We start from the raw sequence: 26,159 nt of genomic DNA on the forward strand, positions 1-26,159 counted from the left end.
GTTTTGTGTTTTTTTCGCCACGAATTTCACGAATTAATTCGTAAAATTTGTGGCTAATTTTTTATTTTAATGGTTCCAATATCAATGCAAAAACAGAATAATTAATCATATCCTGATAATTGGCATCAATACCTTCAGAAACTAAAGTTTTGCCTTTATTGTCTTCAATTTGTTTTACTCGAAGTAGTTTTTGCAGAATCAAATCAGTCAGGGAACTCACACGCATATCACGCCAGGCTTCACCATAGTCATGGTTTTTAGCCAGCATTAACTCTTTTGTCAATTTAACTTTAGCGTCATATAATTCAGTTGCTTTTTCTACGTCAAGATCAGGCTGGTCAACAACTCCTAATTCTAACTGAATCAAAGCCATGATCGAATAATTGATGATTGCTATGAATTCTCCTTTTTCATCTTCATCAACTTTACGAACTTCGTTTTCTTGTAAGCTTCTGATTCTTTGCGCTTTTATAAAGATTTGATCCGTTAGTGAAGGCAATCTTAAAATTCGCCACGCACTGCCGTAATCTTTCATTTTATTGATAAATAAAGTGCGGCAAACCGTAATTACATTATCATATTCAAGGGAAGTATTCTTCATTTATTGCTGTATATTTGCTAAAATTTATTCAAAAATAGGTATAATATTAAAGAGTTTCAAGTTTCAGGTTTTCTTTGTTTCAAGTTTTTTCTAAACAAAGTGTTAATGCTAAGAACTTGAAACTTGAAAATAATATAAAAAGTTTCAAGTTTTCTTTGTTTCAAGTTCGAGCTTGCACAATCTGGATTATCCTGAAACTTGAAACCTGAAACAAAAATAACAAAACATATGCTGATTAACTGCAAAGGGCAACTTGTTGATTTGTCAATTCCTAAAGTAATGGGGATTTTGAATGTTACGCCTAACTCTTTTTTTGACGGAGGAAAGTATAAAAATGAAGATGATATTATCTCGCAAGCAGGTAAAATGTTGTCTGAAGGTGCTGCGTTTATTGATCTTGGGGCATATTCAAGTAAACCAAGTGCTGAATTTGTTACTGAAAAAGAAGAAATTGAGCGTATTGTTCCGGCAATCGAAGTGATTTTAAAACATTTTCCAGATGCTTTATTGTCAATTGATACCTTTAGGGCTGCCGTTGCAAAAGCGAGTATAGAAACCGGTGCAGCGATTATAAATGATATTGCTGCAGGCGAATTAGACGATAAAATGTTTGATATAATTGCAAATTATAATGTTCCGTATATTATGATGCACATGCGTGGGAATCCGCAAACAATGCAAAGTTTGACGAATTATGAGGACATCGTAAAAGAAATGCTTTTCTATTTTTCTGAAAAAGTAAAAAAGGCAAGAAGCTTAGGTATTAATGATTTGATTCTTGATCCGGGTTTTGGATTTGCGAAAACAACGGATCAGAATTATGAGGTTTTACAAAAAATGGAAGTTTTTAATCTTTTAGAATTACCAGTTTTAGCAGGCGTTTCGAGAAAATCGATGATTTATAAAACATTAAATAACTCTGCACAGGAAGCCTTAAACGGTACAACGGTTTTGAATACGATTGCTTTGACAAAAGGCGCTAAAATTCTTCGTGTTCATGATGTAAAAGAGGCAGTAGAATGTATTACTTTGTTTAATAAAATAAATGGGTAATTAGAAAAATTCATTTGGTTTGTCATTTCGACCAAAGGGAGAAATCGCATGAGAAACTCTACAAAGATTGGCAATTTTGTTTGCGAAATTACCAATGCGATTTCTCCTGCATCGAAATGAAATACTCTGAGTTTATTAATATTAAGTGAAATACATTAACAGGTTAAAAAATAAATAAAACTAATTTTTATGAAATACTTTACTTTAATCATTGCCTTGCTTTTATTTTCATGTGAAAAAAAAGAAGACGTCCTGCTTCCAAAAGCAAATGTTTCTATAGTGAAAGATGTTCAGGATCATTCGCCAATTTATATTTTCTTTAAAACAGAAGGAAAAGATACGATCGCAGATGTAAACCGAAAAAACAGCATTATTTCTACCAACTGGCTTTTTAATATAGACAAACGTTTGCCATTAAAACTAGTAATTCCCGAAGTAATAAAACTTCAGGATAAAAAGCGTGCGGATAGCGCGCACAAAAACGAAGAAGCAGAAAACTATTATTCGTATGCTGATTCTATCGGAAAGAATCTGGCTTTTTTACCTTTCACAAAAGTGTATTATAAATTAGAAAAACCAAAATCGGAGGGGTTAGTTGTGTTTTTTAAGAATAATAAAACTGTTGAGGTTAACAACCAAATCATTAAAAAAGAAGAATTACTAAATTACATCGCAAGTCTTGACTTTGCTGTTAAGCCAAAAATGCAATTCTGTTTTGATAAAAATATGAGTTTCGATGCCTATATTCAGGACAAAATTTTGGTTCAGAAACTAGAATCATTCGCAAATATTACAGAAGAATTTATTTTCTAACTTGAAAGTTGAAACAAATAAAACCTGAAACAAATTTCTTTTACTGATGATGATAAGGTTCGTTCCTTAAAATCGTAAACCCGCGATACAATTGTTCAATGAAAAACAAGCGAACCATTTGGTGCGAAAATGTCATTAACGAAAGTGATATTTTCCCCTGTGCTTTGCTGTAAACCGTATCAGAGAATCCGTAAGGACCGCCAATTACAAAAACTAAAGTTTTAATTCCGGAGTTCATTTTCTTTTGCAGTTCTTCAGAGAAACCAACGCTGGAGAAGTTTTTTCCGTTTTCATCCAGTAAAATCAATTGATCCGTTGGTGTTAATTTAGCAAGAATCAGTTCGCCTTCTTTCTCTTTTTGCTGGCTTTCAGATAAATTCTTTACGTTTTTGATATCCGGAATAATCTCCAAATCAAATTTGATGTAAAAAGACAAACGTTTGGTATAATCGTCGATTAAAGTTTGTAACGATTTATTGTCGGTTTTGCCAATGGCGATAAGTTTGATATTCATTTTAATTTTTTTTTGCCACGAATTTCACGAATCAGCACGAATTAAAAAAAATCTGTGTCAATCTGTTTAATCCGCATAATCTGTGGGCTATTTTTTATTCTCAAAAACAGTTTCAAAATGCTCTACAATGGGAAACGGTTCATAATAATGATGTAAAATTTTCTTCCATTCCAGATAAGCCTCAGAGTTTCTAAAACCTTGGGTGTGATCTTCAAGCGTATTCCAGTCAACCAATAAAAGATATTTATTTTCGACTTCCAGACATTTCTCTAATCGATGCCCAAGATAACCATCGATGGATGAAATGTATTGACTTGCTATTGCAAAATCAGCTTCAAATTGATTTGCTAATTCAGGTTTTACAAAAAGAAATGCGGCTTCTAGAATCATATAGCTTAATATTGGCAAACCTAACAGGTTTTAAAAACCTGTTAGGTTTCGTTAGTTTTTAGGGAATTTAGCTTCAAAAGTTTTAAATCTTGCGTCTAAATCTTTCAATAATTGTTTTTTAACTGATGAATCCTGAATAAAACTGTAATTAATACTATTGTAAACGTATTGTTTTATTGTTGCATATGAAACATCAGGATATCTTTTGGCCAGTAAAACGTATTGTTCCGTCATATTTGTTCTTAAAATCCCTGCATCATCAGTACTGATCACGATTGGGACATTAAATTCTTTATAAAGTACAAACGGATGTCTGCTTTCTTTTACTTTCAAAATGAATTCATTACTTGTCAAATTGATCTCTATAGGAATATTATTTTTTGCCATATAGCGCAATAAATCATATGAATTTGCTTCGTAAGCAATATCCACTCCATGACCAATTCTGTTTGCTCCTGCGACATAAATAGCATCATTAATATGCCATGTCAAATCTTCAGGTTGCACTAAACCAAGAGTCAATTCGCCAGCGTGAAGCGTATATTTTACATCAGGAAATTTAGAATGGCAATATTTGAACATCACCATATGCAGCCAATAATCTTTCATCGAATTTTCTCCATGTTCCGGAGAAACAATGTTTACACCGGCAACCAATTTGCTGTCATTTGCAGAGATAAAGGCAATAGTCAGATTCTTGAATAAATCGACAGGATCCATAAAACGAAGTACAAAATTTTGATAACGCATAGTAAAACGATCATCATCAATTTTTAAGTCTTTGTGCAATTTTGCTATAAAATTGGTATTGAAATCTGTAGCATATTTTTTAGCATCTTTCTTTTGAACTGCTTTATACAAATCGTCTAAAAGTTTCAGAACTGCTTTTTCATCTCTTTGAGAAGCTGCCTGACGTAATTTTGTATTGAAATCTGTTAAATCAGAAACGTTCATATCACACGGAATCGTTGATAATTGTGTTTCGATATAACTTACGTTTTCAACAATGGCGCGTTTTTTTAATTCGAGCATTCCTTCTGCAAAATGCCCCTGGATAGTAGGTTCAAACTTTTGAAAAGAATCAAAAAATAAATCGTCAGATGGTACAGAAACGCCGTTATAATCTTTAGCCGACCAGGTTTGCATTACTTGTTGCTCGTAAAAAGCAAGTTTACCTTCGTTTTTAAGAGAAGAGAAAGTCTGCCAATTGCCTTTTGCAGGTTTTGTTTTAGAGACGTCCATGGTTTCTAAATTCAAATAAAAATCTTGTGCAATTGCTCTTTCCAAAAGAGGTTCTGCATAAATTGATCCTGAAAAATGATGGTGTAAATCGCCGCCTTTTGGCATTTGTTGAAAGAAAGCTGTTAAGAGAGCTTCGTTATTTCTGTTTTTATCTAAATAATTTTCAGCTGTTTGAGAAAAGCTGATTTGTGCTATGAAAAAACAGAAAAGTGTAATTATCCTCGTCATACTCTAAGTTTAAATTACATGCAAATATACGAGTTTCTGCGGAAATTTGAAAATTGAATTTCATTGTAGTGATTTTTTACCGCAAAGGACGCAAGATTTTTATTATACCTAAACTTTATTATAAACACAAAGTTCGCAAAGCTTTGTCTAAAAAACTTTGCGAACTTTGCGTAATTCTCTGCGCCCTTTGTGGTAAAAAAAACTTAGAAACTTAGAGCCTCAGCAGCTTTAAGAAAACAATACATCATGAATTTCTTCTACCTTATCAAAAACACTTTTTGCAAAAGGACAAAGCGGAATAATTTTCAGATTATTGGTTCTGGCATATTCTACAGCGGCCATAACAAGTTTTTTACCAACACCTTTTCCGTTGAATTCCTCATTGACTTCAGTATGATCAATGATGAATTTAGAATCTCCAGCCCAGGTATACGTCATTTTTCCAGCTTGTTTTTCGTCTTCAATAGCTTCAAAATAGCCTCTTCTTGTATCGTTTATTTGTTTGATTTCCATGATAAGTTATATTAATGTAGTTTTAATTTCGATTGAATGTGTTAATGTTTTGTGTATTGGGCAACTGTTGGCTATTGTTTCTAATCGATGCCTTTGTGCTTGATCTACCTCGCCTATAATTTCGATTTTGCGTGTAAATAAAGAAACATTTTGCTCAGAATCTCTTTCAAAATCAACTTTGATATTAATTTCAGAAACATCCCACTGTTTTCTATTTATATACATTCGTAACGTGATCAAAGTACAGGATGCTAAAGACGAAGCCAAAAGTTCTGACGGACTAAAACCTAAATTTTTGCCGCCCATTTCCTGTGGTTCATCAGCAATCAGGATATTTCCGCTGGCTGATTTTATTTCCGTTCGATACAAACGCGTATCTATTTGTGCTGAGATAGTTTCCATATATTATTTGATTCTTGGTTCAGGTAATGGTACAAATTCAGTTTCACCCGGAACTTTAGGGAAAGTTTGTTCTATCCAGTCTTTTTTTGCTTTTTCGATTGTATTTTTATCCGAAGAAACAAAATTCCAAAAGATAAAATGTTCTTCAGGAAACGGTGTTCCTCCAAAAATGTAAACCGTAGAATTTTCGGCTAACTCAAACTCGCATAAAGTACTGTCTGTAGTAATTAAAATTTGCTTAGGATCGTAAACATGTTCGCCGCTTTTAATGCTTCCCTCAAGAATATATAAACCGCTTTCTCCAAATAAATCCTTACCGATATTTATTTTTTTAGCTCCGGTACTTTTAATTTCAATAAAATATAACGGACTGTAGACCGGAACTGGTGATTTTTTTCCAAATGCTTCTCCGGCTATTAATTTATATGAAACGCCATCTTCTTCCCAACTTGGGATATCACTTGCTTCGACATGCGTAAAATTTGGATCCATTTGTTCCAGTTCTTTTGGCAATGCCACCCAAATTTGCAAACCATGAAGCATTTTGTCAGAATGTCTTAAATATTCAGGTGTTCTTTCAGAATGTACAATTCCCTTGCCGGCAGTCATCCAGTTTACCGCTCCCGGTTTTATCTCTAGTTCGGTTCCCAGACTATCACGGTGCATGATGCTTCCTTCAAACAAAAATGTAAGGGTAGAAAGACCAATATGCGGATGAGGGGGAACGTCCATGTTTTCATGATCACTTAAATGTGCAGGTCCCATATGATCGATAAATACAAATGGTCCAACAGCTCTTTTTTCACGGAAAGGCAATAATCTGCCTACCATAAAGTTGCCAATATTGGCAGCACGTTCTTCGATAATTAAACTAATATTTGACATGGTATTTGTTTTAGTTGAAGCAAAATTACTGTTGTAGTTACAATCAGTAACTTAATTTAGATTAAGAAATATACTTTTGGTATTATTTATAAAAGTAAGAAATAGAATAATAAGTACTCTAACAGGATTATAAATATAACACGAATTTCACTAATTACCTCAGATTAATTATTGGTAATTAGTGAAATTTATGTTCATTATCAGTTTGTTAAAATGATTTGTTTTGTAATCTATGATTTGTCTAGCAACAATCCCAGGTAAAATAAGCTTTCTCGAATTTTCGATTAATAAGATCTTCTTTATTAATGAAAAAATTAGCAACGCCACTGTCGCCAAACATTATTTCTTCATCAGTATCGATTTGAAGTAATAAAATGTCGTTTTTTGCTTTTTCGTCATATTCTCTTGGATCACCTTGTGTAAAATAAGCGTAACCTCCAATTTTATGACCTTCATTATCAAATAGTTTTTCGATTTCTTTTTTTTGAGATTCCTCTAATTTCTCTTCAAATTCCCAATAATCCAAACCATTGAAACTAAAGTCAAATCGAAAATCCTGAACACCGCCATATTCTTCTTCTTTTGAAAAAGTCAAAGTATGTTCGCAATTAATTGGTGAATCTGAATATAATTCTTCAGTCAGAAATTCGAAATTAGTCTGAGGGTCTTCTATTTCAGCATGATACAATATCTTATAATCTTCCATGTCAGGCCATTCTTCACCGGAAACATAAAATTGCAATATACCTTTATCAGGATAATTTTCTAATGATGGTATTTCTGAAAAATTAAGCTGAGCCAATAAAATCATCGGCTTTCCTGTTTTGTCTTTAGGATATTCTGCATTTAGTGGTAAGTATGGTTTTCCTAGAAATTTGCTTTGGGTAAAAGACAAAACAGTTTCTTTTTCTATAGGTTTCGCATTTATTTGAATATAATCCAGTTTGTATTTTGCCAGATCATTTTCAAATTCTTTTAAGTATTCAGGGAATATCATTGTCTATTTTTTAATTGTATGTTTTTGATTTTTTATTCTGTCAATTCAAATTCCAAAGTCTCACTTTCAGTTCCGTTAATAATAATAGATAACTCATGAACTCCCGTATGAAAAACCCGGGTCGTAATTATTTTGAAAGACTGGTTTCTATCGACTTTTATCAATTGATTGGGTTGATAGGTTTTCTCGCTGATCTTGAAGACTTTTTTAGCCAAATGTCCTTTTGATTTTTTATAATGTACGGCATATTCTAAACGAACAGTTTTGGCTTCTTCATTTTTATTATTTAAATGAAATTGAAACTGCAGATGATCGCCAATTTTTACAATTGGTGTTCTGATTTCAAAATCAGAAAGTTCGATATTGGTACTTTCCAGTCCATAATGGCTTAAAATTTCAGGATGTCCCTGCTTTAATAAAGTACGACAACCGTGTTTGATGATACCATCAGTTTCCGGGCTTATTCCGTACCATTTTCCGGCAATTTCCAATACAACTTCCGGATTGTCTTTGGCGATGTCATTCAGGTTATTGGCAACACTTCGACGTACATATTCTGAAGGATCATTTTTAAGGTTTTCTAAAATGGGCAGGATAGAAGCGGGATCTTTTTTGAGAAACGGAATTGCCATTGCCCACGGTAATCTTGGTCGGCTGCCTTCGCTGGATAATCTCCGAACATGATGATTTTCATGTAACGACCATTTTGTCATTTCATCGATCATTTCTTGTTTGTATTTTAAAACAAAAGGGCGAACGGCAAATTCACAGCTAATGAATTGTGTTATTGAAACAAAGGCTTTTACTGAGGTTTTAAAATCATCTAAACCATAGGTTTCGATATAATCGGCAAAAAATATAAAAGCAAGATTACCTTCTGTAAATTTATTTTTCTTTAAGTTTTCGATGATTTTATCAATCAACAAAACTGCTTCATGAAAATTTTCAGGCATAAATTGATGCAAAACCACTGTGGTGTGTTTCATGCGGTCTTTCCATTCTTTTTGGGTAAAATCGCCTTCGTAAATGGCTTCAATAAATTTTTGTTTATCGAAAGCCGGATGCACGTCGGCGACAGCCTGACCAAATTTTTCGTAAAAAGTAACCGAGTAAATATCTTTAATTAAGCCCATGATTTTTTTTGAATGAACCTCAAAGATATTTAATGTTTTCAATTAAAATTATAGATTCTGTTTGAAATTTTAAACACATAGAAACATAGATAATAAAATTATAGACAAAAGATATTTTTAAAAAATCTAAATTTTCACACATAGCTGAATGTATTTAGCGATGTGAATTAATACAAGTGAAACAGATTTTTGCAGAACCGAAGATTTATGTTTCTATGTGTTGAAAAAATAAGCGTTTTCCTTATAATTTACATTAATGTTTTTAGACCTAAGAAATTTTTCACAGACAGTAAACTTTCAAATCCACAAAATATGTCCTACTTTAGCATCTTATAAAATTTAAGAAAAATGATTAGCGAAGTACAATTTCAAACCGAATTACAACTATTGATTAGCAACGCAATCCGAGAAGATGTAGGTACAGGCGATTACAGTTCATTGGCGTGTATTCCTGAATCAGCACATGGCCAGGCTAAATTATTGGTAAAAGATCAGGGGATTATTGCGGGTGTTGCACTTGCAAAAATGATTTTTGAATATGTAGATCCAAAACTAAAAATCAAAACATATATAGAAGACGGAACACAGGTAGAATACGGCGATGTTGTTTTTGAAGTTTTAGGAAGTTCCCAGTCTATTTTAAAGTCAGAAAGAGTAGTTTTGAATACCATGCAGCGTATGTCTGCTATTGCTACAAAAACAGATCAATATGTTCAGCTTTTAGAAGGAACCGGAGCTAAAATTTTAGATACCCGTAAAACAACTCCAAACTTCAGAGCTGCAGAAAAATGGGCCGTAAAAATTGGAGGTGGAGAAAATCACCGTTTTGCACTATATGATATGGTTATGTTGAAAGACAATCACATTGATTTTGCAGGCGGAATTACTTTAGCGATCAAAAAAACAAAGGAATATTTGAAAGCGAATAATTTAGATTTGAAAATTATTGTAGAAGCCAGAAACCTTGACGAAATCCGTGAAATTTTATTAAGTGACGGAGTTCACAGAATTTTGATTGATAACTTTAACTATGAAGATACTAAAACGGCGGTAAAGCTAATTGGTAAAAAATGCCAGACGGAATCTTCAGGAAATATCAACGAAAAAACGATTCGTGAATATGGGTTATGTGGAGTGAATTATATTTCATCAGGTGCTTTAACGCATTCAGTTTATAATATGGATTTGAGTTTAAAGGCTTTTTAAGGAAGTTATAAGTTGCGAATTTATGAGTTTTAGAGAATCAAAAATCTAAACTCAATCCCGAGGTATCGGGACTAAAATCAAAAAAATATGTCTCAAGAGATAGAAGATCGGATTGAAAAGATTCCTGTTGTGCGCTATATTGCCCGATTTCTTAAGAGGATAAAATTGCCTTGGTTAGAAGGTCTTTCGTTGTATGATTTACTCGAAATGTATACCATTGGTATCATCGAAGGAGCATTTTCGTATCATGCAAGTGCTGTTTCATTTAGTTTTTTTATGGCCTTGTTTCCTTTTGCCTTGTTTATTTTAAACTTAATTCCTTTTATACCGATAGAAAATTTTCAGGCAGATTTTTTGCTGTTCGTGCAGCAAAGTGTTCCTCCTAATACTTATGACGCGATCAATAAAATCATCAGTGATATCTTAAATAATAGTCATTCAGGTTTGTTGTCGTCAGGATTTTTGCTTTCTATTTTTTTGATGGCAAATGGTATTAACGGAATTTTAAGTGGTTTCGAATCTTCTAAGCATGTTTTTGACAAACGGGGCTTTTTTAGTCAATATTTGGTAGCACTCGCAATTTCGCTTGTTATGACAATTATATTGTTTGTAACAGTGGCTACAATTGTAGTTTTTGAGGTCTTTATTCAAAAAACAATCATTCAGGATGTTTTGAGTGATCGTATTCCGCTGATTATTTTAGGACGATATTTGTTTGTAATCTTAATGATTTTGATAACTTCTTCAATATTATTACGTTATGGGACGAAACAGTATAATAAAGTGCCTTTTATTAGCATCGGATCTGTTTTTACAACTATATTAATTGTTATATCTTCGTTCTTTTTTGGGATTTGGGTTATAAAATTCTCAAAATACAACGAACTTTATGGTTCAATTGGTACATTATTAATTCTAATGTTTTATATTTGGATAAACTGTATGATTCTGCTTTTGGGGTTCGAATTGAACGCCACTATCAGAAAATTAAAACAAAAAAACAAATAATATTATGAAAAATTGGATATTAACTATTGGTGTTTTCTTCCTAACATTAGGTACAATTCACAGTCAAAGTGTTATTGGGAAATGGAAAACAATTGACGATGAAACCGGCGAAGCAAAATCTATTGTAGAGATTTACGAAAAGTCAGGAAAAGTATATGGTAAAGTAGTAGAGATACTTCGCGCCGATCATAAAAAAGATGTTTGTGTAAAATGTGAAGGTGCAGATAAAAACAAACCAATCTTAGGTTTAAATATAATCAACGGACTTAAAAAAGACGGCGATGAATATAGCGGAGGAACTATTTTTGATCCTACAAATGGTAAAAAATACAAATGTTATATTACCCTTGAATCTGCTGATAAACTTAAACTTCGCGGTTATGTAGGAATCTCTATCATGGGAAGAACGCAATACTGGACAAGAGTGAAGAATTAATTTCATAAAAATAAAATGCGAAAATTAGCATCGATAATTTTATTCTTAACCATACTATATAATAGTTTTGGGCAATCTAAGAATTCGCCATTACAAATAAGTCATCTTACAGGTGACTTTTATGTTTATAAAACGTTTCATGAGTATAAGGGAAACCTGATTGCTGCAAATGCAATGTATCTCGTTACTAACAAAGGCGTAGTATTGTTTGATGCGCCTTGGGATAAAACGCAATTTCAGCCCTTATTAGACAGTATAAAAGCAAGGCATCATAAAGAAGTTGTGATGCATTTTGCCACACATTCTCACGAAGACAGGGCAGGTGGTTTAGATTTTTACAGACAAAAAGGAATTAAAACTTATACTATAAAATTAACCGATGAGATCCTTGAAAAAAATAAGGAAAAAAGAGCTGAATTTGTGATTCCAAATGATACCGTATTTAAGGTTGGACAATATGCATTTGAGGTTTATTATCCAGGTAAAGGCCATGCACAAGACAATATTGTGGTTTGGTTTAATAAAGAAAAAGTACTTTATGGAGGTTGTTTTATTAAAAGTACAGAAGCAACAGATTTAGGCTATTTAGGTGATGCTGATGTAAAAGAATGGGAGAAATCTATTAAAAAAGTACAAGCGAAATTTAAAAATCCTAAATACATTATTACCGGTCATGATGATTGGAAAGATCTAAATTCTTTAAATCATACTTTAAAATTGGTTCAGAAATATAATGCTGTCCATTGATTATTGAGAATGGTTTCTTTAATGCGTATTATTTAAAATAGCTTAATTTTGCTTATATTTGAAAATTAATTTAATTGGATTGAAAATGACTATAACTGATAAAAATATACTTGAAAGTTATTCAGATTTATTTGAAGGGCTAAGTTTTTCGAACAAACTCGAACTTATCGAAAGGCTTACAAAATCTTTAAAAGTTACTAAATCCAAAGAGAATAATTTTTATAAGTCTTTTGGGGCATTTGCTTCTGAAAAATCTGCAGAAGAAATTATTTCTGAAATTAAATCCAACAGAAAATTTAAAAACACTGAAATTAAATTTTAATGGGATATTTACTTGATACAAGCATTTGTGTTTTCTTTTTAAGAGGAAGATTGAATCTTGATAAAATAGTAAAAGAAGTTGGACTGGAGAATTGTTACATTTCTGAAATTACAGTTGCAGAACTTCGTTTTGGTGCCGAAAATAGTGATGATCCAATAAAGTCTAATAAAGCAGTAGATGTTTTTTTTAAAGGTTTAACTATTATTCCAATTTTCGGTTCGATTAAAAGATACGCAACCGAAAAAGTACGGCTTAGGAAAATTGGAAAACCAATAAATGACGAATTTGACCTTTTAATAGGTGTTACTGCAATCGAAAATCAATTAATTCTCGTTACTGATAATAGTAAAGATTTTAAACTTCTAAACGGAATTCAAATGGAGAATTGGTTTGAAAGAGTTTAAATTTTTCCTTTTTGATCCCTTTTCAGATAGTTTTCTCAATCTTATAAAATATTTGCATGTTTTTTGTCGAAGTTGTTCTACCGCTTTCCTTAGCTAAAACCTTTACTTATCGTATTACTGAGGCTGAATTTCATTTCATTAAAAAAGGAATGAGAGTTGCAGTGCCTTTTGGTAAAAGTAAAATATATACGGCGCTGGTAATTGATATTCATGAAAATGAGCCAAGCTTATATGATGCCAAGGAAATTCATCAAATATTAGACGAAAAACCTATTGCGACCGAGATCCAGATCAAACACTGGCTTTGGGTGGCGACCTATTATATGTGTGGTATTGGCGATGTATATCGTGGCGCTTTTCCAGGTGGATTATTGCTGGAAAGTGAAACCATTATTTCTTATAAAGCAGATGTGGAAGTAAATGAGAGCGAACTTTCTGATGATGAATTTTTGGTTTATGAAGCATTGCAGCAACAAAGTGCTTTAAAAGTTCAGGAGATTATTTCGATATTAAATAAGAAAAATATTTTTCCGATTCTTCAAAAAATGATCGCCAAAGATATTATTGTTTTAGAAGAGGAAATAAAAGAAAGTTACAAACCAAAATTGGTTAGGTATGTAAAATTACTTGCTAAATACGAATCAGATAATGGCTTGGGAGAATTGCTGGAAGTTTTGAAAAGCGCTAATAAACAAAAGGAAATTGTTTTGTCTTATTTCCAATTGATGGCTTCTGAAAAGAAACCTATTACGGTAAAAAAACTTGTTGAGGTTTCAAATTCATCTTCGGCTATTGTGAAGGCTTTGATTGATAAGGAAATTTTTGAAGAATATCTTTTACAGCAGGACAGAATTTTGTTTGAAGGGCAGGTAACTGAAAAACAATTATTATTAAGTGAGCCACAGCAAACAGCTTTTACAGCGATTAAGGATAGTTTTTTAGAGAAAGAAGTTTGTTTATTGCACGGTGTCACGTCAAGCGGAAAAACAGAGATTTATATCAAATTAATTGAAGAATATTTAGTTACCGGAAAACAGGTTTTGTATTTGTTGCCGGAGATTGCACTTACCACACAATTAGTTTCGCGCTTGCGACTTCATTTTGGAGATAAGGTGGCTGTTTTTCATTCTAAATACAGTAATAATGAAAGGGTGGAGGTTTGGAAACAAACACTCGAAAATTCAGCTAAAGCTCAAATTGTGATAGGGGCAAGGTCAGCTTTGTTTTTACCGTTTAATAATCTAGGTTTATTGATTGTTGATGAAGAACATGAGCAAACCTTTAAGCAAACGGATCCTGCACCGCGTTATCATGCCAGGGACGCAGCTATTGTTCTGGCTAATTTTCATAATGCCAAAGTGCTTTTGGGATCTGCAACGCCTAGTATTGAGACTTATTTTAATACACAAAGTGATAAATATGGTTTAGTGACTCTTGCAGAACGTTATAATAATGTTCGAATGCCTGAAATTCTTTTAGTTGATTTAAAAGACAAGCATTTTAGAAAAAGAATGAAGGGGCATTTTAGTGATCTTTTAATCGAAGAAATTACTGAAGCTTTGTCTTTGGGTGAACAGGTGATTTTATTTCAAAACAGACGAGGATATTCGCCTATAATTGAATGTCTTACTTGTGGTCACGTGCCTCATTGCCAGCAGTGCGATGTGAGCCTGACTTTTCATAAGCATAAAAATCAGTTACGTTGTCATTATTGTGGTTATTCTATTGCAAAGCCTACGCATTGTCATAGCTGCTCAAGTATTGATTTAACGACTAAAGGATTTGGAACTGAACAAATCGAACAAGAATTAATGTCACTTTTTCCTAAGGCCAAAACTGGCAGGATGGATCAGGATACTACTCGCGGAAAATTTGGTTTTGAGAAGATAATCGATTCTTTTAAAAATCGTGAAATTGATATTCTGGTAGGAACACAAATGCTTGCCAAAGGTTTAGATTTTGATAATGTAAGTCTAGTTGGGATCATGAATGCGGATAATATGCTGCATCATCCTGATTTCAGGGCTTTTGAACGTAGTTTTCAAATGATGACACAAGTAGCGGGAAGAGCAGGAAGATCTGAAAAGCAGGGAAAAGTAGTTATTCAAACCTATAATCCAAATCACAATACGATTCAGCAGGTTACAACCCATAATTATATGGGTATGTATAAGGAGCAATTATACGATCGTATGATTTATAAATATCCTCCTTATTTCAGGATTATAAAGCTTACTTTGAAACATCGTGAATTCGATAAATTAAAAGAAGGTTCGATGTGGTTGTATCAGGTTTTGAGTCAGAATTTAGGTATTCCGGTTTTAGGCCCTGAAGAACCTGCAATTAGCAGAATCAGGAATGAGTATATCAGAACTATACTCATTAAGATTCCACAGAATATGCCTTTGGGAGCAACAAAAAAAACTATTCAGAAAATGTTGAATAGTTTTGAGGCTGTTGCTCAGTACAGAGCCATAAAGGTAATTGCCAATGTCGATTTTTATTAAATTATGACGACGTTGACAATGCTTTTACTAAGTCTTCTTTTTTGTTTCGACTAAGTGGAATCTTTGTAATGCCAATTTCGGCAAATTTACTATTAAAGCGTTCTACTTTATCGATATTAATAATATACGATTTATGTACACGTATGAACTTGTCTTTTGATAAATCATTTTCAAAAGATTTCATTGTCGAAAGCACCAAATTACTGTCGTCTTCAGTTACTACTCTTACATAATCCCCAAAAGCCTCAATCCATTTTATCTTTGCTGTAAAGATTTTAAGTTTCTTAAGGTTGCTCTTGATGAAGATATGTTCGCCTTCTTCTTCTTTGACATCCTTTTTGAGTAAATGCATATCAATTGCTCTTTTTACAGAAGCATTAAAGCGATCTACGGCAATGGGCTTCTGAAGATAATCAGTAGCATCATAGTCAAAAGCTTTTAAAGCATATTCAGCTTTAGAAGTAATAAAAATAATTTGCGGCTTAGATTTTAAGCCGTCAAGGAAGTCAAAACCATTAATAACGGGCATTTCGATATCTAGAAATATTAAGTCGATATTATTTAGAGAAATACAGCTTTTTGCTTCGATTGCATTAGAAAAATCCCCGATTAAGTGCAAACCTGGGTGATTATTAACTAATTTTGCAATAATTGTCCTTTGTATAGAACTATCATCTACAACAACACAGTTTAGTTTCATAACATTAAGATTTAGAATAAATTCAGGATAGCAGTAGTAAATGTATTATAATTTTGTAAAAAAAACTAAAATCAGCCTGCATTTTTTACTTTATAACGAATAAAAGCAAAAAAGTGTTGTATATATAAATTTAATGGTTACTTTTGCACCCAATTTTAACAAATAAATATTGTATTTATGAATCATTATGAAACTGTTTTCATTTTAAATCCCGTTTTATCTGAGGTTCAGGTGAAGGAAACAGTAACGAAATTTGAAGAATTTCTTACTAGTAGAGGAGCTGAAATGGTGTCAAAAGAGGATTGGGGTCTGAAAAAAATGGCTTACGAAATCCAAAACAAAAAAAGTGGTTTTTATCACTTATTCGAATTCAAAGTAGCTGGAGAAGTTCTAATTGCTTTTGAAACTGAATTTAGACGTGACGAAAGAGTTATGCGTTTCTTAACTGTAAGTTTAGACAAGCATGCTATTTCATGGGCTGAAAGAAGAAGAGCCAAATTAAAATCTACTAAAGCTTAATTATTATGTCTACAATAGAGCAATCTGCAAAAGGAAAAAAAGACGGAGATATCAGATATTTAACGCCTTTAAACATTGAAACTAACAAAACTAAAAAGTACTGTCGTTTCAAAAAATCAGGAATCAAATATATCGATTATAAAGATGCTGATTTCTTATTGAAATTCGTTAATGAGCAAGGAAAAATTCTTCCTCGTCGTTTAACTGGAACTTCATTAAAATACCAAAGAAAAGTTTCTGTAGCTGTAAAAAGAGCTCGTCACTTAGCTTTAATGCCATACGTGGCGGATTTATTAAAATAATATTAAAAACAAAGTTGTTGGTTTCCGGTAAGATGGAACCTAACTTCTCAAATAAAAGGACAACAACATGGAACTTATTTTAAAACAAGACGTACAGAATCTAGGATTTAAAGATGATGTAGTATCTGTAAAAGCTGGTTACGGTCGTAACTTTTTAATCCCTCAGGGTTTTGCTGCATTAGCAACTCCTTCTGCTAAAAAAGTATTGGCTGAAAACCTAAAACAAAGAGCTCACAAAGAAGCTAAAGTTGTTGGTGATGCAAAAGCATTAGCTGAAACTTTGAAAGCGATTGAAATTAAACTTTTTGCAAAAGCAGGTGGAGAAAAATTATTCGGTTCAATCACGAATATTGATATCGCTGAAGCTTTAGCTAAAGGTGGACAAGTAATCGATAGAAAATTCATCACTAGCGGTATCGTTAAACGTACTGGTAAATACACTGCAAATGTGCGTTTACACAGAGATGTAATCATTGAATTACCATACGAAATTGTTGCTGAAAAGTAATCGTTTTATATACTATATAAAAATCCCGATGCGAATCGGGATTTTTTTGTTTAAAAGAAATAATAATTAATTAGACTTAAAGTTATTTGCGCAAAGCATCTTGCTTAAAAGCTTATAGCGTAAGGCATAAAACCTGAAAAGAAAATGAAATACGCAAGATTAACAAAAGAGCAGTTTGATGAATTGCACGCAGAATTCGCTAATTTTTTAGCTACACAGACAATTGATAAAGCAGAGTGGGATTCTCTTAAAATTAATAAGCCGGAAGTGGCAGAACAGGAACTTGATGTTTTCTCAGATCTGATTTGGGAAGGTGTTTTGTCAAGAGCAGAATTTTTAGAGCATTTTTCTAAAAATCATATCTTCTTATTTAAATGTTTTGAAAAAGATGTACAATCTATTGTTTTAAAATCTGTGGTGCCTGAAACTGATTTTTTAACTAAGGAAGGTCTGCAATGGTTGAGCGATAATATGTTCACCGAAAATATAGAAATGAAAGTAGGTAAAAAAGTATTTACTGAGGATCGAAATGCATCAATTTTTGAATTGATTCAACAAGGGGCATTCTTAAGTGATGGACAATTATTCACTCAGATTAATACTATTATTGAGTCGTAATTTATTCTTGATCTCTTCAAAAAAAGGCAAATAATTGATTGTTAATTATTTGCCTTTTTTTTATTTTTTTAACTTTCGTTTAAACTTTTTTGTTTTTTTTACCCCGTATTTCCACTCCTTTTTTTAGAATAACGTAAAGAAAATTACTTTTGAATTGTAAATGTAGGTTTTGCTTTTCAAATTAGCTTTTTAAACTGTGTTTTAGTCCCTTGTTATACTGTATATGTAGTCTTAATATTACTTTTTTAATATTTAACATAAAACGAATTATTTTTTTTAAACATTTATAATAGTCGTTTTTACTTAAAAAACGTAGGTTTTTCTGATGTTTTAACTGTTTTTATGAATTTAAATTTCTTTTAAAATAAAAAAAATAGGAATTTTACGTTTGTTTTATATTTTACTTTTTTTTAATTTTAGAATACGAAAGTTAAACAAAGTAAGTTTTGTGCTTTCGGAATTAAGATTATAGTTTCCAAAAACACACATTAAAAAGCAATCTAATTGTAGTTATTAATTTTTTCAAAATTAAATAATAGTATTTGTGTTTATTGAAATTTTAAAAATTTGAATAATAACCTAAAATTAGTTGCTTATGGAATTGACATTTACTTTCTTTATTAAGTTTGCATTAATTAGTCCTATTCTTATAGCTTTATTTTTTATCTGTTTGAAAGTAATTAAGTTTATTTCCAAATTTGATTTTTTTGCAAATGCAAGCCCTTTTCAACAATTTAATAGTTTAAACAGTTTTTTATTTTCAAAATCCAATCGGCGGTTTTGTTAATAAAGAGGATTTTCGTGTTTAATTTTTTTTAAACCAATAATTCTCCTGATAAAAAAATTAATGATTCAATTTTTAGAATTAATTCTAATGCAGCAAAATTTACAGATCGCCTAATCAACTTTCTTTAAATATTGAATCATCTTATATATTAAGAATTTCCCCAGTTCTACTCAACTTAAATTTTCTTTTATGAAAATTAAACCTAAAACAAATCACTCCTTCTGGAAGATTGATTCAGATCAATATTCCCAAAATTTTTCTGGACATTTTTTATTCTACAGGAATAAAAACTGCTCTTTTGTATACTTCGGTATACGCAATACGACATGATTTTTTTATTTAAATGCAGTTTACATTCTTAGTATACTACGAATTTAAATTTCATTTTAACTAGTTGATTATTAACGTTTTTTAACATTGCCTAAGCATACGTGCTTATCGCAACAGGTATTTTATTGTCCATTTTCTAATCTTCCAAATTATGAAAAAAAATTTTACTTTTTATGATCTCATCGTTAAGAAGAGATTGTTGGCTTTATTAGTTCTATTGCTGTTTTGCAATATAAATTATGCACAGACGTTTTGTAAACCTACTGGACAGACAAATAGCGCCGGTGGCGGTCTGTTGTGTCTTGGAACAAGTGTTCTTAATCCAAATGATGCATTTGACGGAAATTTAGATACTTATGCTTCATTAACAAATGCGGTTGCTGTAGGTAATTGTATTGCACAAGAAACATTAACTCTTGGTCAAATGGCAAAACCCGGGGATCAAATAGTTGTTTATTATGGTTCCAATTCGCCTTTAAGTGTTGATTTACTGTCTAACATTAGTATTCAGGCAAAAAATTCAGTTGCAGTAACTGAAGGTCCCGTGGTTGGATTAAATAATCCACTGTTAAATGTAGCATTATTGGCAGGAAATACAAGGGGTGTTTTTAAGTACACACTTACGACCGATGCTGACCAAATTAGAATACAAACTGGTGGATTTCTTAGCTTGTTAACAAATTTAAGAATATACGATGTACGCTTACAATTTGCTAGCCCTACAATTACGGGAGGAAATACGCAATCTGTATGTACAGGGCAATCTATAGCACTTTCGGCTACTGCCGCTCCTGGTACAACTGTAGCCTGGTATGATTCACCAACATCTACTACTGCACTTTCTACCAGTGGTAATTATACGACCCCAGCTTTAACAGCTTCTACTACTTATTATGTAAGCACTTCACGAAGCCCTGGTTGCGAAAGTGATGCGCGGGTACCAGTTGTAATTAATGTATTGAACCCTATAAAACCCGCAGTAAATGCTGCAGGAACTTCAATCTGTTCAGCAGGACCAACACAGGTAACGGCATTATCAGTGATAAATCCGGTATTAGGAACAAATTATTCCTGGTATAATGTGCCGATTGGTGGAGTAGCATTAAATACGGGAAAGGGAGATAGTTATTCGCCAACTGTGCCTGTAGGTATTTCTACTTTTTATGTAGAAGCTTCCATTGGAGCCTGTAAGTCTGCTCGTACTGCGGTAACGGTTACTTCTACTCCGGTTCCGGGGCTTGCGACGATATTAACGCCAAGTGTAACCATACTTTCCGGGCAAAATGCAACTTTAAATGCTTCTACAGCTGAAGCTGGTGTCAGTTTAGATTGGTATGATTCCGATTTAGGAGGAACCAAATTATTAGCTAATTCTACTACTTTTACGACTCCTATTTTAACAGCCACAAAAACTTATTATGTTGAATCAGTTAATCTTGCAGGAGGATGTGTAAGCGCAACAAGAGTTCCTGTGACGGTAACTGTTTCAACTAGTTCACCAGGAGGATGTTTGGATGCTAATAGTCAGCAAACTACGCAATACGGAATTTGTTTGCTTTGTTCTGTAACAGCTCCGAATAATTCAGTTGATGGAAATAGTGGTACAGCAGCAAGACTTAGTCTTCCGGCTGGTTTGATAAACGGTTGGATTCAGCAAACACTACAATTTAACAATCCAGGTCAAGCCGGAGATGTTATTACGGTTGATTTAGAAATTCCAACCGGACTTTTAGATATAAGCGCCTTAAGTTATATTTCATTAGCTACTTATAACGGTGCTACTTATAATAATGACCGAATAGCGGTAAATAGTTCTCTTTTAAATATCCAATTGTTAACTGGTAATCGTTTTAAAGCGAGTCTTAAAGCAGGATCTGCTTTTGATCGTGTAGAGATTAGGCTGGGAGGATTGGCTACATTACTAACTAGTCTTAACATTTATGGAGCCTCGTATACATTTAAACCAAGAACAATAACCGGTAATACTACAATTTGTAGTGGACAAACAACAACATTAACGTCGGATGCTGCTTTGGGGGAAAGTATCAAATGGTATGATGCATTAACCGGAGGAAATTTATTGGTTAGTACAGCGGCGTACACAACTCCTGCATTGACTGCTAATACAACTTATTATGTAGAGGTTACTCGTAATGGTTGTGTGAATAGTGAAAGGACTCCTGTTTTGGTTACAGTTAATAATCCTGTAGCTCCAACAACGGTTGTCCCAACTCCTTTAAATTTATGTAGTGGACAATCGACAACGATAACGGTAAATTCGCCAGTTGCAGGAACAACTTATAATTGGTATGACCTAGCTAATGGCGGGACATTATTGTTTACGGGAACTTCTTACACAACGCCAAACCTTATTGTTACTACTCCTTATTATGTAGAAGCTGTAATTGGAACTTGCGTGAGTACAACTCGTACACGAGTGGATGTCAATGTTAATCCTAGACCTTTGGCTCCTGTTCCGGTATCGTCAAATATAACGATTCAATCTGGACAAAATGTTACTCTACAGGTTTCAAATCCTGTGGTTGGCGTAGTTTACGATTGGTATGATGCTCCAACTAATGGAGCCTTACTGTCATCTGGTACAAATTCATATACGCCATCTCCAGTTTTAATAGCGAATACAAGTTTTTATATAGCTGCCAGAAGTACTGCTACGGATTGTGTCAGTAACACAAGAACTGTGATAAATGTTACTATAAGTAATTCTATTAATTCTTGTTTATTGGCGAATTCGCAAGTAACTTCAAAAGGAGGAACAACGGGATGTTTATTATGTGGTTCAACTACAGATGAAGCCTCAGTAGATGGAAACAATACAACTGCTGCTAATCTTTTGGTACCTATTGGGTTACTAGGGGATTATATGCAACAAACGTTAAGTTTTCCTACAGTAGGTCAGACAGGTGATATTATAGATGTCGAATTAGGAATTCCTGTGGGGCTTCTTAATATTAGTGCCCTTTCGAATATTACTTTGCAAAGTTTTAATTTAGGTGTTCCTAATAGTGACCAAATTGCTATTAGTTCGCTTTTAAATGTTCAGATATTAGGAGGAAACCGCTTTAGAGCGAGTTTTGCAGCGGCAGGTCCATTTACAAGTGTTCAGATTCGATTAAGCGGATTAGTTTCTCTAGCGGCAGGCTTAAATATTTATGAAGCTTCTTACAGATATCCAGATGCTACAATAAATGGAGTATCATCTCCAATTTGTGCTGGACAAACTGCGACACTGTCAGCATCTGCTATAGGAACACAAAATTTTACCTGGTATGATGCCCCAACTGGAGGAACTATAGTTGCGGTTAGTCCGACTGCTGCATTAAATGCTACTACTATATTTTATTTGGAAGCAAGTCGTGGTGGTACACCATGTTTAAATAGTAACCGTCAAGCTGTAACAGTAAATGTATTGCCCATCCCAACAGCTGCGGATATTGCAATTACAAGTCCTCTAACAGCTTCTTGTGCAGGAGGAATTGTATTGACTCCAACATCTGCTTTATCGGGAGCGACTTTTAAATATTATACAGATCAAAATAAAACGCAAGAAATTATAACGGGATCTACGGTGGTTTCTCAGCCTGGAGTTACTTTCTCTAAAAATGCTACAACGGGAGCACTTACAGTTAGCGGACTTAATGCTACTGCACCTTATACTTACTACGTATCTGTTCTAAACGGAGGAACTTGCGAAAATGTAAATGGGACATTAAAAGCAGTAGTCGTTAATTATCCTGCAGGCTCAGCTTTAAGTGTTATGCCTAATTTAGCTGGTTGTGCTAAAGCTAATTTAAGTGATGCTATTACAAATTTTGACACATCTGGAAATACAACTTATACTTTCTTTGATTCGGCAGATAATACAATTACAGATGTCGCTGCGGCAAATATTACTGTAAGTGGTAATTATTCTATTCAGGCTCAAACAACTGGTGTTGATTGTCCATCTGTAAAATTTCTGGTAGCAGTAACCGTAAATCCATTACCAACATTAACAGGTGTAAGCAGTTCAATAGCGGTATTAAAAGGAGCTACAGTTACTTTAAGTGCATCATCAAACGGAACAATAACCTGGTATGATCCACAAGGGAATTTTGTACCTTCAAGTAGTATTGGGCCACTTAACACTGTTGGTATTTTTACTTATACAGTGGTCGCCACCAATGCAAATGGAACTTGTACCACTAGTCAGACAGTAACAATTAGTGTTCTGGACCCTGCTTCTTGCGATACGTTACTAGAAAGAGTGTATGCTGATTCTCAATTAAAAGGAACAGTTATTACCGGAACGGTAACAAACGAGCTTTTGGCAGTAGATAAAGATCCGGCAACATATTCAACAATAAGTATTGGCTTAGGGGTTTTAGGTATTGGTACTACATGGCAAAATCTACAGTGGCCAACTACTATTACTAAAGGAACTCCGGTAACAGTAAAACTAGGTTTACAAAATAGTTTACTTGCGGTAGGAGCAAGTATTTCAGTAATTGGAACTAAACGTGACGGACTTGGAAACCCAATTGATATTGGAACATTGCAATCAGTATCAGGATCATTATTAGATTTATTGCCAGGTGAGAATTCGTTCGAATATACATTTGTTCCTTCGAATACAGCTGGAGTTCAGGATTATGATGGTATCAGAGTGCAGTTAGGATCTGTTGTAAGTGTGGCACAAAACATTAATGTTTATGATGCTTACTATAAAAAAGAAGTGACGCAAATTGCCTGTGGACAGGGAGATATCGAAGATATTTTCTCTGGTGTAAAAAAAGCTATTGGTCTTGGGGCATTAACAGCTACTGTAGGTGTTTCAAATCCATGGAATGTAGCTGACGGAGATGTTGCTACTTATGCTACCCTGTTTAATGGCGTAGGAGTGCTTGCAGCTGCCGAGTTAACAGCAACTTTTAGAACACCATCTATGGTGGGAGATAGTTTACGAATTACAATTTCTAAACCTGGAACTATTTTAAATTTAGGTTTACTTTCAGGGATTAATATTCAACTTTATTCAGGAAATATTCCTGTTGGTCCACAAATACAAGGAAGTAATTCTAATTTGTTGACTTTAAGACTGCTTTCCGGAGGCACTGTGGCGATGACAATTGTTTCACCTCAGACACAGCCATATGATAGAGTGGTAATTACTTTGGGCGGTGCTGTTACTCTTTTGGATCAGCTTAGAGTTCATACTATTGATCGTGTAACCAATACTACAGTTATTGGAGAAGATACTGATAATAAGGTTACGGTTTGTCCGGGAGCACCTATTACGCTCACGGTTCTGCCAAAATCTTGTGCAAATTATGCCTGGTATGATTCGCCAATTGGAGGGAATCTACTAGTAAGTGGTCAAACCTATACAATTCCTGCTACTTTGGCAGCGGGTACTTATAAATATTATGTTCAGCCAATTCGTTACGGTTGTGCAGCCTTAGAAAGAGGAGAAGTTACGGTTGTTGTTAGAGCAACTACTCCTGCAGCTGCAATCGAAAACGTAACAATAAACGGAAATAATGGAACTATTGTTTGTACTGAAGATGGTACGGTAACATTGAATACAGTTTTAAATGGAGTACCTGCACTAACTAATCCAGTGTATCAATGGTATAAATTTGACGGAACTACAAGCCAGTTAGTGGCTGGTGCAACAACTGCTACATTAATAATACCAGGATTAGCTCCTGGAACTTATACTTATTATGTTGGAGTTAGTTCTAATGAATTTTGTGAAACTTTGCCAGCAGATAGAAAACAAGTAACATTTACCATTTTACCAGCTTCTCTGACAACAGACATTACGGTAAATAATGCTTCTATTTGCCTTGGTACAACTGCAACGTTAACGCCAACAAGTACTTTGACAAGCCCAATTTTTCTTTGGTATTTAGATTCCAATAAAACTCAGCCTGTTTTTAGTGGAGTAATTAATGGCATAACTTATACCGTTGATAGTGTTACAGGAGTTTTAAAAGCTTCTGGTATAACAACAGCTATGAGCCCTATTTCTTATTATGTTGCTGTTACAAGCGATACAACATGTCCGAATAAAAATGGAGAGCTTCAGGTTGCTACTATAATAGTTAATGATCCGCCGACACCAACATCTACAAATAATCCTCAGAATTTCTGTTTGATAAATGTACCAACGGTTGCAGATCTTCAGGCAAATGAAGCCAATGTAGTTTGGTATCTTGCCTCTACAGGGGGAACTGCACTAGATCCAACAACAGCTTTGATAAATGGAACAATTTATCACGGAGCCATACAAGATTTATTAGGTTGTGAAAGTTCTGTTCGTTCAGCGATAACAGTGAATATTAACGATCCTGGAACGCCAAGTTTGGTAACTGCAGGAACTCAAAACTTCTGTCAGTCCACTTTGCCAACTTTTGCAAGTATTCAGTTAAACGAATCTAATATTGTTTGGTATACTGCTTTAAGTGGCGGAACATTGATTCCAAATACAACAGCTTTAACAAGTGGTACTTATTATGCAGCGATAAAAGATGCAACTTCACTTTGCGAGAGTGCATTGAGATTAGAAGTTGCCGTAATAGTAACTGATCCTGGAACGCCAAGTTTGGTAACTGCGGGAACACAGAATTTCTGTCAGTCAACTTTGCCAACTTTTGCAAGTATTCAGTTAAACGAATCTAATATTGTTTGGTATACTGTTTTAAATGGCGGAACATTGATTCCAAGTACAACAGCTTTAACAAGTGGTACTTATTATGCGGCGATAAAAGATGCAACTTCACTTTGTGAGAGTGCATTGAGACTGGAAGTTGCCGTAATAGTAACAGATCCTGGAACGCCAAGTTTAGTAACTGCGGGAACACAGAATTTCTGTCAGTCAACTTTGCCAACTTTTGCAAGTATTCAGTTAAACGAATCTAATATTGTTTGGTATACTGTTTTAAATGGCGGAACATTGATTCCAAGTACAACAGCTTTAACAAGTGGTACT

Annotated in this window: 24 protein-coding genes; 14 read left to right on the forward strand and 10 right to left on the reverse strand. The window is 33.6% G+C overall.

Features of this window, described 5'->3' with window-relative positions:
* Positions 1 to 61: 61 nt before the first annotated feature.
* Positions 62 to 601, reverse strand: coding sequence for a DUF1599 domain-containing protein (locus tag NJT12_RS08095; RefSeq protein WP_271335378.1), 540 nt, complete (start codon positions 599 to 601; stop codon positions 62 to 64).
* Between the two features lie 228 nt (positions 602 to 829).
* On the opposite strand from NJT12_RS08095, the gene folP reads away from it, so the two are divergent.
* The gene (folP, locus tag NJT12_RS08100; RefSeq protein ID WP_271335379.1) at positions 830 to 1,654 is read left to right on the forward strand and encodes a dihydropteroate synthase; all 825 of its coding nucleotides are present in this window, start codon (positions 830 to 832) and stop codon (positions 1,652 to 1,654) included.
* A 189-nt stretch (positions 1,655 to 1,843) separates the two neighbouring features.
* Positions 1,844 to 2,467, forward strand: coding sequence for a hypothetical protein (locus tag NJT12_RS08105; protein ID WP_271335380.1), 624 nt, complete (start codon positions 1,844 to 1,846; stop codon positions 2,465 to 2,467).
* 40 nt (positions 2,468 to 2,507) lie between these two features.
* Here the strand turns inward: NJT12_RS08105 and rlmH are convergent, their stop codons facing one another.
* The 8 genes from rlmH to NJT12_RS08145 form a co-directional block, all read right to left on the reverse strand.
* Entirely contained in the window at positions 2,508 to 2,981 is a 474-nt protein-coding gene (gene rlmH, locus NJT12_RS08110; RefSeq protein ID WP_035628752.1) for a 23S rRNA (pseudouridine(1915)-N(3))-methyltransferase RlmH, read from the reverse strand.
* A gap of 87 nt (positions 2,982 to 3,068) precedes the next feature.
* Positions 3,069 to 3,371 (reverse strand): antibiotic biosynthesis monooxygenase family protein, encoded by a 303-nt coding sequence (locus NJT12_RS08115; protein ID WP_271335381.1) that lies wholly within the window; start codon positions 3,369 to 3,371, stop codon positions 3,069 to 3,071.
* Between the two features lie 51 nt (positions 3,372 to 3,422).
* Positions 3,423 to 4,841 carry an amidohydrolase family protein gene (locus NJT12_RS08120; protein WP_271335382.1) on the reverse strand — a complete coding sequence of 473 codons (1,419 nt, stop codon included), beginning with the start codon at positions 4,839 to 4,841 and terminating at the stop codon, positions 3,423 to 3,425.
* 228 nt (positions 4,842 to 5,069) lie between these two features.
* Positions 5,070 to 5,354, reverse strand: coding sequence for a GNAT family N-acetyltransferase (locus NJT12_RS08125; protein ID WP_271335383.1), 285 nt, complete (start codon positions 5,352 to 5,354; stop codon positions 5,070 to 5,072).
* Positions 5,355 to 5,360: 6 nt separating this feature from the next.
* A complete protein-coding gene (locus NJT12_RS08130; RefSeq protein ID WP_271335384.1) occupies positions 5,361 to 5,756 on the reverse strand; it encodes an OsmC family protein in 396 nt (131 codons plus the stop codon).
* 3 nt (positions 5,757 to 5,759) lie between these two features.
* On the reverse strand, positions 5,760 to 6,641 hold the full coding sequence (locus NJT12_RS08135; RefSeq protein ID WP_271335385.1) for a pirin family protein: 882 nt from the start codon (positions 6,639 to 6,641) through the stop codon (positions 5,760 to 5,762).
* Positions 6,642 to 6,882: 241 nt separating this feature from the next.
* A complete protein-coding gene (locus NJT12_RS08140) occupies positions 6,883 to 7,638 on the reverse strand; it encodes a YwqG family protein (protein ID WP_271335386.1) in 756 nt (251 codons plus the stop codon).
* A 32-nt stretch (positions 7,639 to 7,670) separates the two neighbouring features.
* Positions 7,671 to 8,771: a DNA alkylation repair protein gene (locus NJT12_RS08145; protein ID WP_271335387.1), complete on the reverse strand. Its 1,101-nt coding sequence runs from the start codon at positions 8,769 to 8,771 to the stop codon at positions 7,671 to 7,673.
* Between the two features lie 348 nt (positions 8,772 to 9,119).
* On the opposite strand from NJT12_RS08145, the gene nadC reads away from it, so the two are divergent.
* The 7 genes from nadC (at position 9,120) to priA (ending at position 15,401) form a co-directional block, all read left to right on the forward strand.
* Entirely contained in the window at positions 9,120 to 9,977 is an 858-nt protein-coding gene (gene nadC, locus NJT12_RS08150; protein ID WP_271335388.1) for a carboxylating nicotinate-nucleotide diphosphorylase, read from the forward strand.
* Positions 9,978 to 10,064: 87 nt separating this feature from the next.
* The gene (locus NJT12_RS08155; protein ID WP_271335389.1) at positions 10,065 to 10,985 is read left to right on the forward strand and encodes a YihY/virulence factor BrkB family protein; all 921 of its coding nucleotides are present in this window, start codon (positions 10,065 to 10,067) and stop codon (positions 10,983 to 10,985) included.
* A 4-nt stretch (positions 10,986 to 10,989) separates the two neighbouring features.
* Entirely contained in the window at positions 10,990 to 11,421 is a 432-nt protein-coding gene (locus NJT12_RS08160) for a DUF2147 domain-containing protein (RefSeq protein ID WP_271335390.1), read from the forward strand.
* Positions 11,422 to 11,436: 15 nt separating this feature from the next.
* Positions 11,437 to 12,168, forward strand: a complete 732-nt coding sequence (gene bla-B1-FLAV / locus NJT12_RS08165) for a subclass B1 metallo-beta-lactamase (RefSeq protein ID WP_271335391.1) — start codon at positions 11,437 to 11,439, stop codon at positions 12,166 to 12,168.
* Between the two features lie 58 nt (positions 12,169 to 12,226).
* The gene (locus NJT12_RS08170; RefSeq protein ID WP_271335392.1) at positions 12,227 to 12,490 is read left to right on the forward strand and encodes a hypothetical protein; all 264 of its coding nucleotides are present in this window, start codon (positions 12,227 to 12,229) and stop codon (positions 12,488 to 12,490) included.
* Positions 12,490 to 12,894 carry a PIN domain-containing protein gene (locus NJT12_RS08175; RefSeq protein WP_271335393.1) on the forward strand — a complete coding sequence of 135 codons (405 nt, stop codon included), beginning with the start codon at positions 12,490 to 12,492 and terminating at the stop codon, positions 12,892 to 12,894. The genes NJT12_RS08170 and NJT12_RS08175 overlap by 1 nt, the downstream gene beginning before the upstream one ends.
* 56 nt (positions 12,895 to 12,950) lie before the next feature.
* Positions 12,951 to 15,401: a replication restart helicase PriA gene (priA, locus tag NJT12_RS08180; RefSeq protein ID WP_271335394.1), complete on the forward strand. Its 2,451-nt coding sequence runs from the start codon at positions 12,951 to 12,953 to the stop codon at positions 15,399 to 15,401.
* Position 15,402: 1 nt separating this feature from the next.
* Here priA and NJT12_RS08185 read toward each other — a convergent pair whose 3' ends face one another.
* On the reverse strand, positions 15,403 to 16,101 hold the full coding sequence (locus tag NJT12_RS08185; protein WP_065449575.1) for a LytR/AlgR family response regulator transcription factor: 699 nt from the start codon (positions 16,099 to 16,101) through the stop codon (positions 15,403 to 15,405).
* 177 nt (positions 16,102 to 16,278) lie between these two features.
* On the opposite strand from NJT12_RS08185, the gene rpsF reads away from it, so the two are divergent.
* The 5 genes from rpsF to NJT12_RS08210 all read left to right on the forward strand — a co-directional run.
* A complete protein-coding gene (gene rpsF / locus NJT12_RS08190; RefSeq protein WP_007810575.1) occupies positions 16,279 to 16,620 on the forward strand; it encodes a 30S ribosomal protein S6 in 342 nt (113 codons plus the stop codon).
* A 5-nt stretch (positions 16,621 to 16,625) separates the two neighbouring features.
* On the forward strand, positions 16,626 to 16,922 hold the full coding sequence (gene rpsR, locus NJT12_RS08195; RefSeq protein ID WP_002987043.1) for a 30S ribosomal protein S18: 297 nt from the start codon (positions 16,626 to 16,628) through the stop codon (positions 16,920 to 16,922).
* 67 nt (positions 16,923 to 16,989) lie between these two features.
* Entirely contained in the window at positions 16,990 to 17,430 is a 441-nt protein-coding gene (rplI, locus tag NJT12_RS08200) for a 50S ribosomal protein L9 (protein WP_271335395.1), read from the forward strand.
* A 144-nt stretch (positions 17,431 to 17,574) separates the two neighbouring features.
* Positions 17,575 to 18,048, forward strand: coding sequence for a DUF6495 family protein (locus NJT12_RS08205; protein WP_271335396.1), 474 nt, complete (start codon positions 17,575 to 17,577; stop codon positions 18,046 to 18,048).
* Positions 18,049 to 19,316: 1,268 nt separating this feature from the next.
* The coding region (locus tag NJT12_RS08210; protein ID WP_422653648.1) for an Ig-like domain-containing protein at positions 19,317 to 26,159 on the forward strand (6,843 nt) is incomplete at its 3' end.

Origin of the sequence: Flavobacterium azizsancarii, from assembly GCF_027980145.1 — a bacterium.
Classification (GTDB): Bacteria; Bacteroidota; Bacteroidia; order Flavobacteriales; family Flavobacteriaceae; genus Flavobacterium; species Flavobacterium azizsancarii.